This is a genomic window from Protofrankia sp. Cas8 (assembly GCF_963555845.1).
GTDB lineage: Bacteria > Actinomycetota > Actinomycetes > Frankiales > Frankiaceae > Protofrankia.
The window spans coordinates 9,524-10,853 of sequence record NZ_CAUVXI010000110.1; the positions used below are offsets into that span (position 1 = coordinate 9,524).

At 66.6% G+C, this 1,330-nt stretch carries 2 protein-coding genes; one reads left to right on the forward strand and one right to left on the reverse strand.

All coding sequences use genetic code 11. The annotated features are described in order from the left end of the window. On the reverse strand, positions 1-661 hold a 661-nt coding region (locus U9977_RS16190), incomplete at its 3' end, for a helix-turn-helix transcriptional regulator (RefSeq protein ID WP_322750099.1). Between the two features lie 420 nt (positions 662-1,081). On the opposite strand from U9977_RS16190, the gene U9977_RS16195 reads away from it, so the two are divergent. Continuing rightward, positions 1,082-1,330 (forward strand): DEAD/DEAH box helicase family protein (locus U9977_RS16195; protein ID WP_322750100.1); only part of this gene is annotated, 249 nt, incomplete at its 3' end.

Below are 1,330 nucleotides of genomic sequence, written 5' to 3' on the forward strand. Positions count from 1 at the left end.
CCGCGGCCTCGCCGGCAGTGGCGGCCAGGTCACGGCGTACCGCCGACCGTGGTGAGGTCTCCAGCAGCCGGCTCAGCGTCACCAGATGCGTGGTCACCTTGTCCATGAGGGCCCGGGCCGGGACCCGTTCCTCCAATCCGAACAGACCCGCCGTGCGCGCGGACAAATCATCGACAATCGACGGGGTGACCACGGCCTGCTGCCGAAGGGCCGCGGAAAGCCGATCCCAGGGCTCGGTGTCGAAGGTGACCGGTGCGACCGCGACGCCCCCGGCTGCCGCGACCATCCGTAAGAAGGAGCGCCGCTCCACGCTCGTTTGGGGCTGTCCCGGATCGCGGCCCGCCTCCGGATCGGTGCGGACCCGGGTCATCGTTTCGTCGTCGATGAAGCCGAGTTCCCCGGAACTCCGGTGGAATAGCGCGCGCAGCAGCCGTTGGTAACGAAGGCTGGGCTTCTTGTCGCCCTTCTCCCACTTGCAGACCATATTGCCGGTGACGCCTGCCTCGCGTCCTTCGTGGATGACGGCGAAGCGTCGCAGCTCGGTCGCGAGTCGTTCCTGCGACCAGCTTCTCTCCTCGCGACAGGTTCGCAACCGGGTGTTGGGGATGCGTTCCGGGGGATTCGATACGGCGGGCGAAACCGCCCTGGCTGGCGCTGTCATCTTCCGTCTCCCCCAGATGGTGTGCTCGACAAAGGCAGCGTATCCCGTCGTCCTGGACATTCGACTTGCACCCACCCGGCCGTCCGGACAAGGGCTCGGACAGTTCGGTTCTGGCCGCCGTTTGGTTCGGACGCCTTTCCCCGTGATTTCACTGGAGGCCGTCAACGCGTCACCACTGACCACCACCGAGCGCCGCTGGAAATGTCAAGGGGCGGTGGCGAGAAGCGTTCGGTCCATTGTGTCCATGACTTGCCAGCTGTGATCGGTACTATAAGTAGGTATTTGTGTGGAAGCCGGTACATCAGGTGATATCGGGACCGGTTTACCGGTGGCTGCGGGCGCAAGTATCGATCATGTGATGCCGGCCGCTCGCGGTGACCGTGCCCGGGTGCCCTCGGTGACCGCTTAGAGTCTCACTCTGTGAGCGCCGGCCCCCAACCCAGCACCCCACCGGTATCGTCTGGTGGCCATCCGCTACGAACGTGGCAGCGGGCCGCCCTCGCGGCATACCAGGCCAGGACGGGTGCCGGCGCGCGCGACTTCCTGGCGGTCGCGACGCCCGGGGCCGGCAAGACGACCTTCGCGCTGCGGGTCGCCTCAGACCTTCTGCGCGACGGCGTGGTGCGCGCGATCACCGTGGTGGCCCCGACCGAACATCTGAAACGACAG